The organism is uncultured Limnohabitans sp. (genome assembly GCF_937889215.1).
Classification (GTDB): Bacteria; Pseudomonadota; Gammaproteobacteria; order Burkholderiales; family Burkholderiaceae_C; genus Limnohabitans_A.
The window spans coordinates 1-5,700 of sequence record NZ_CALBEX010000084.1; the positions used below are offsets into that span (position 1 = coordinate 1).

Annotated in this window: 4 protein-coding genes; 3 read left to right on the plus strand and 1 reads right to left on the minus strand. The window is 61.1% G+C overall.

Features of this window, described 5'->3' with window-relative positions; genetic code table 11:
• The 3 genes from Q0341_RS01920 to Q0341_RS01930 all read left to right on the plus strand — a co-directional run.
• Nucleotides 1-813 (plus strand): AMP-binding protein (locus tag Q0341_RS01920; RefSeq protein ID WP_299510169.1); only part of this gene is annotated, 813 nt, incomplete at its 5' end.
• 177 nt (nt 814-990) lie between these two features.
• Nucleotides 991-2,208 carry an efflux RND transporter periplasmic adaptor subunit gene (locus tag Q0341_RS01925; protein WP_299510170.1) on the plus strand — a complete coding sequence of 406 codons (1,218 nt, stop codon included), beginning with the start codon at nt 991-993 and terminating at the stop codon, nt 2,206-2,208.
• Nucleotides 2,209-2,211: 3 nt separating this feature from the next.
• On the plus strand, nt 2,212-5,310 hold the full coding sequence (locus Q0341_RS01930) for an efflux RND transporter permease subunit (RefSeq protein WP_299510171.1): 3,099 nt from the start codon (nt 2,212-2,214) through the stop codon (nt 5,308-5,310).
• Between the two features lie 58 nt (nt 5,311-5,368).
• Here the strand turns inward: Q0341_RS01930 and Q0341_RS01935 are convergent.
• Nucleotides 5,369-5,700, minus strand: a 332-nt coding sequence (locus Q0341_RS01935; RefSeq protein ID WP_299510172.1) for a glutathione binding-like protein, incomplete at its 5' end; no start/stop codon positions are given.

The window sequence follows — 5,700 nt, forward strand, 5'->3', positions numbered from 1 at the left end:
CAGGTCACCATCAGCGCCGGCGTGCCCACGATCTGGATGGGCCTGATCCAGCATTTGGAGCAAAACAACCTGCGTTTCAACCACATGAAATGCACCGCCGTGGGCGGCTCGGCCATGCCGATGGCGCTGATCGCCAAGTTTGTCGACAAGTACGGCGTCGAAGTGCGCCACGGCTGGGGCATGACCGAGACCACCGCCGTGGCCACCATGAGCAGCTTGAGCCGTGCAGACCGCCAAAAGCCTGCCGCCGAGCAGCACGCCATCGTGGCCAAGCAAGGCAAAGCGGTGTCGGGCATCGAGATCAAAATCGTCGATGAAACTGGGGCCACCCTGCCCCGCGACGGCAGCGCCCAAGGCGAGCTGATGGTGCGCGGCCAATGGATCATGGAGCGCTACTTCAAGGCCGAGCAAAGCGCGCTGGTAGACGGCTGGTTCCCCACAGGCGACATCGCCACCATCGACGCGCAAGGCACCATGCAAATCCGCGACCGCACCAAAGACGTCATCAAAACCGGTGGCGAGTGGATCAGCTCCATCGATCTGGAAAACGCCGCCGTGGGCCACCCGGCTGTGGCCATGGCCGCCGTCATTGGCGTCAAACACCCCAAGTGGGACGAGCGCCCGCTGCTGTTCATCGTGCGCAAGCCAGGCCAAAACGTCGAGAAAGACGAAATTCTGGGGTTTTTGACCGAGCGCGTGGCCAAGTGGTGGGTGCCAGATGATGTGGTGTTCCTGGAATCCCTGCCCGTGGGCGGCACCGGCAAGGTGCAAAAGAACGACCTGCGCAAGGAATACGGCGGCGTGTTCAGCTGACACAACGCCACCTGGCCTGGGGAATCGCCCCCAGGCCAGGTGGGCCCACTGGCGCTGATCGCCAAAGCGCCCACCAAAACACCAAATTTACCAACGAGACATCCAATGACTTGCAAATTGGATATGCTCTGCGTTGCGGCGTGGCCGCAACTTCCACCCCACCACACCTCACCCGCCATGAACACCCGACTGACCGCTTCAGCCATTGCTGCACTCCTGCTTGTTGTTGCTGCCCACGCCGGCGCTCAAGAGGCCAAGTCTGGCGATCAACCCAAAGCCCCAGCTGCCAATGGCGCAGCACCCGCCAAACCCGGAGAAGGTGCCAAGGGCGGTGCCGGTGGCCCGCCGGGCGGCGCCCGCAGTGCGCCCCCAGCCGCGGTGAGTGTCTTCACAGTCAAACTGACCGACATCAACCAAAACCTGTCGGCGACTGGTTCAGCCGCCCCAGTGCAATCTGTTGGCGTGCGTTCACAAATCACCGCCTTGCTGGCCAACGTGCATGCGCGCGAAGGCCAAATGGTTAAAAAAGGGCAACTGTTGTTCGAACTGGACAGCCGAAGCGAACGCGCCAACCTGGCCAAAGCCCAAGCCAACCTGGCCCGCTCACAATCGAACTTGCAAGAACTTGAGCGTCAACTCACCCGCTCGCGCTCCTTGCAAGACCAATCCTTTGTGTCTGCCAGCGCCACAGACAACATCGGTGCCCAAGTCGCCGCACAAAAGCAACAGGTCAGCGCCGATCGCGCTGCCCTGCAGGCACAAGAGCTGCAAGTCAGCCTCTACAACATCTACGCCCCCATCGCCGGGCGCGTCGGACGCATTGACGTGGTGGCTGGCAGTTTGGTCGCCAGCGGCGTGTCTGCCGCCCCTTTGCTGACCATCACGCAAATGGACCCCATGGGTGTGGATTTCTCGCTGCCTCAAACCAATGTGGCCACCATCCGCGCCGCCGGTGTCGGTGCCACAGTGCGCATCAGCCCCAGCACCTTGAACGCAGCCCCACCGAGCAACGGCAAACTGAGCTTCATTGACAGCAGCATCAATGCCAGCACAGGCATGCTGGCTTTGCGCGCCCAAGTGCCCAACCCCAAACAAGACCTCTGGCCAGGCACCGCGGTGCGCATTGAATTACAAGCGCGCAGCCTGCCCCAAGTCGCGGTAGTGCCCCAAGCAGCAGTGATGCTGAAAAACGACAAGCGCTTTGTGTATGTGGTGGGCGAAGACAAGAAAGCCAAGCCGCAAAACGTCGACATCCTCGCCGTGATTGGCGAACGCGTGGCCGTCAAAGGTCTGAGCGCTGGCCAAAACATCGTGGTCGATGGACGGCAAAACGTGCGTCCCGGTGCGACGGTGCGCGTGATTGGCCCCGCCCTGCTCTCCGGCGCTCACGAGTAAGCCATGCGCGCCACCGAAATTTTTATCCGCCGTCCTGTGATGACGGTGCTGCTCAACGTCGCCATGCTGGCCTTGGGCGCTTGGGCGCTGAGCAAAATCCCCGTCGCTGCCCTGCCCCGCTACGACACCCCCACCATCAGTGTGACGGCCAACCTCAATGGCGCCAGCCCCGAGTCCATGGCGCAGTCGGTGGCCTTGCCGCTGGAAAAGCAGTTTTCCACCATCTCGGGCATCAAGACCATCACCTCGTCGAGCACTCTCGGACGCACAGCGATCACGCTGGAGTTCAACGGTGACAAAAACATCAACGACGCGGCCGCCGATGTGCAGTCCGCTTTGTTGCTCACACAGCGCCGCTTACCGTCCGAGATGACGGAATTGCCTTCTTACCGCAAGGTCAACCCCGCTGATGCCCCGGTGTTGATCCTGGCCCTGAGTTCTGAAACGGCTGACCTGACCGCCGTGTCGCAATTTGCCGAGAACCTGGTCTCGCCCTCTCTGTCCACGGTGGACGGTGTGGCCCAAGTGTCCATCTACGGTGCACGCCGTTTTGCCGTGCGCGTCAAAGCCGACCCGATTGCCCTGGCCGCCCGCAACCTGACGCTGGACGACATCGCCACCAGCGTTCGCTCCGTCAATTCCATCACCCCCATGGGCGTGGTCAATGGCGAGAGCCAGTCGCTCATCATCCAGGCCAATACGCAACTGGCCAGTGCCAAAGAGTTCGCCAACCACATCGTGGCTGTGCGTGACGGGGTGCCGGTTTATTTGCGCGACGTGGCCCAAGTGCGCGACTCGGTCGAAGACGAAAACCGCATCGCCCGCTACAACGGTGTGCCTTCCATCATCATGGCGGTGCAACGCCAGCCCGATGCCAACACCATTGCGGTGATCGACGCGATTCAAAAAGCCCTGCCCAACCTGCGCGATCAGTTGCCCCAGGGCGTCACGCTGCAATCGCTCAACGACCGTGGCGAATCCATCCGCGAAGCCTTGGCCGACATCTACTTCACCCTCGCACTGACCATTGGCTTGGTGGTGTTGGTGATCTTTTTGTTCTTGCGCCGCATCTCCGCCACCATCATCCCCACCTTGTCCATCCCAGTGTCCTTGGTGGGCGCGATGTCACTGCTCTATGCTTTCGACTACAGCCTGGACAACATCTCCATGCTGGGCATCACCTTGGCGGTGGGCTTGGTGGTCGACGACGCCATCGTGATGCTGGAAAACATCGTGCGTCACATCGAAAACGGCATGAAACCGTTTGATGCCGCCGTGCGGGGTGCCCGCGAAGTCGCCTTCACCATCGTGTCCATTTCGGTCTCGTTGGTGGCGGTGCTGATTCCCATCTTCTTCATGCCCGGCACATTGGGCTTGCTGTTTCACGAGTTCGCGGTCATCGTGGGCTTGGCCATTTTGGTTTCGGCCGTGGTCTCGCTGACCCTGGTGCCCATGCTGTGCAGCCGTTTTCTGAGCCACGAATCCAGCGACGCGACGCACAACAAGGGCTTGACCTTGGCCTTGACCGGCTGGTTTGACTGGCTGTTCAATAAAACACTGAACGGCTACCGCAACACCTTGGACTGGACACTGCACCACCGCTGGGTCATGTTGGTGGTCACCTTGGCCAGCTTTGCCCTGACGGCTTGGTTGTTCGTGTCCATGCCCAAAGGCTATTTTCCAGAAGAAGACATTGGCCAAGTCATGGCCACGATTTCGGGCCCGCAAGATGCTGGTCCGCAAACCATGCAACGCCTGATCGACGAAGTGGCCCTCAAAACCCAGGCCAATCCCGCAGTGGCCAGCATGGCCGCGATTGCCTTTGGCGGCAGCACGGGTCGGATGTTCATCACCCTCAAACCCCGCGACCAACGCCTGCCGGTCAAAGACGTGATTGGCGAATTGCGCAGAGCCACCGGCAGTGTGGCCGGGGTTCGGGTGTTTTTCACGCCGCTGCAAAACCTGCAAGTTGGCGGCCGCTTCAGCCGGGCGCGCTACCAATACACGCTGCAAAGCGTCAGCGGCGGCGACCTGGCCAAATGGTCTGAACAAGTGATGGCCGGGATGCGGGGCGACAACCGCTTCACCGACGTCAACAGCGACACAGAAAACCAAGCCCTGCAAGCCGAACTCAAGATCGACAAAACCCAGGCCCAGCTCTTGGGTGTCGACATGGGGGCCTTGCGCACCTTGCTCTACAGCGCCTATGGCGACCGCCAAGTGGGCAGCATTTACAGCGACGCCGGCACCTGGCAGGTGATCTTGTCAGTCCCCACAGAGGGCGGACAGTCCGAGCTGGACGTGCTCAAGATCCACGCCCGCACCAAGAGCGGCACCCTGGTGCCCTTGTCGGCATTCGCCACCATTGCGCGCAGCCAAGGCCCGGTGAGTGTGCAGCACCAAGGCCAGCTCGAAGCCGTCACCGTCAGCTTCAACCTGGCACCGGGCGTGCCGCTGGGCGAAGCCACGCAGGCCCTTGATGCCATGGTGGCCAAGCTCAAGATGCCCCCCACGGTGCTGACCACCTATGGCGGCGATGCCGCTGTATTCCAGTCCTCGCAGTCCTCGCAAATTTGGCTGCTGGTCGCTGCGGTGGTGGTGATTTACATATTGCTGGGCATGCTCTATGAGAGCTACATCCACCCCCTGACCATCTTGGCCGGCTTACCCTCTGCCATGGTTGGCGGCTTGGTGACGCTGCAGTTTTTTGGCAAAGACCTGACCATCATCGCGGTGATCGGCTTGCTGATGCTGATTGGTATCGTCAAGAAAAACGCCATCATGATGATCGACTTTGCCTTGGACGCCCAACGCAACGAAGGCCTCACGCCCCAAGAAGCGATTCGCCAAGCCGCACTGCTGCGATTCAGGCCCATCATGATGACCACCTTGACCGCCGCCATTGGTGCTTTGCCCATCGCCATTGCGAACGGTGCAGCAGCCGAATTGCGCCAACCCTTGGGCTTGGCCGTGGTGGGTGGCTTGGTGTTGTCTCAAGCGGTCACGCTGTACATCACGCCCGTGATTTACTTGCTGCTGGAGCGTTTTTCAGGCCAAGGGCCCATCACCACCCCAGCGCTCGATCAGCCCACACCGAATTGACGGCGCAGCCTCCAAGCGCGAACGGTTAAACCACCGCCCGCACTTGACGCCAAGTCGGTCAGGCTTTGGCGCTGGGCCGCTCGTTGACCCGGTCGCGCCAAGCCTGCAAAGCCAATAAGCCCTCGTCGCCGGGCACGAACTTCATCAAGCCGCGTGCAAACTCCAGCGCACAAAAGGCGGTGATGTCGGCAATGGTGAAACGCTCGCCTGCGATCCAAGCCTGACTTTGCAGCGTTTGGTCAAACCAGCGGGCCACATCACGCACTTTCTCGGCTTGCGAGCGGCCGAACTCAGGGAACTGTGGTTTCTCCAAAGCGGCTAAACCCGGGTGGCTGTGGCGGATCGCGTTGGCAATGCCGCCCAGCAAATACAACTCCACCTGCCGATCGG

Bases quoted from the DNA above. Each gene is read 5' to 3' on its own strand.
- Q0341_RS01930 (WP_299510171.1), top strand. From the start codon at position 2,212: ATGCGCGCCACCGAAATTTTTATCCGCCGTCCTGTGATGACGGTGCTG.
- Q0341_RS01925 (WP_299510170.1), top strand. From the start codon at position 991: ATGAACACCCGACTGACCGCTTCAGCCATTGCTGCACTCCTGCTTGTT.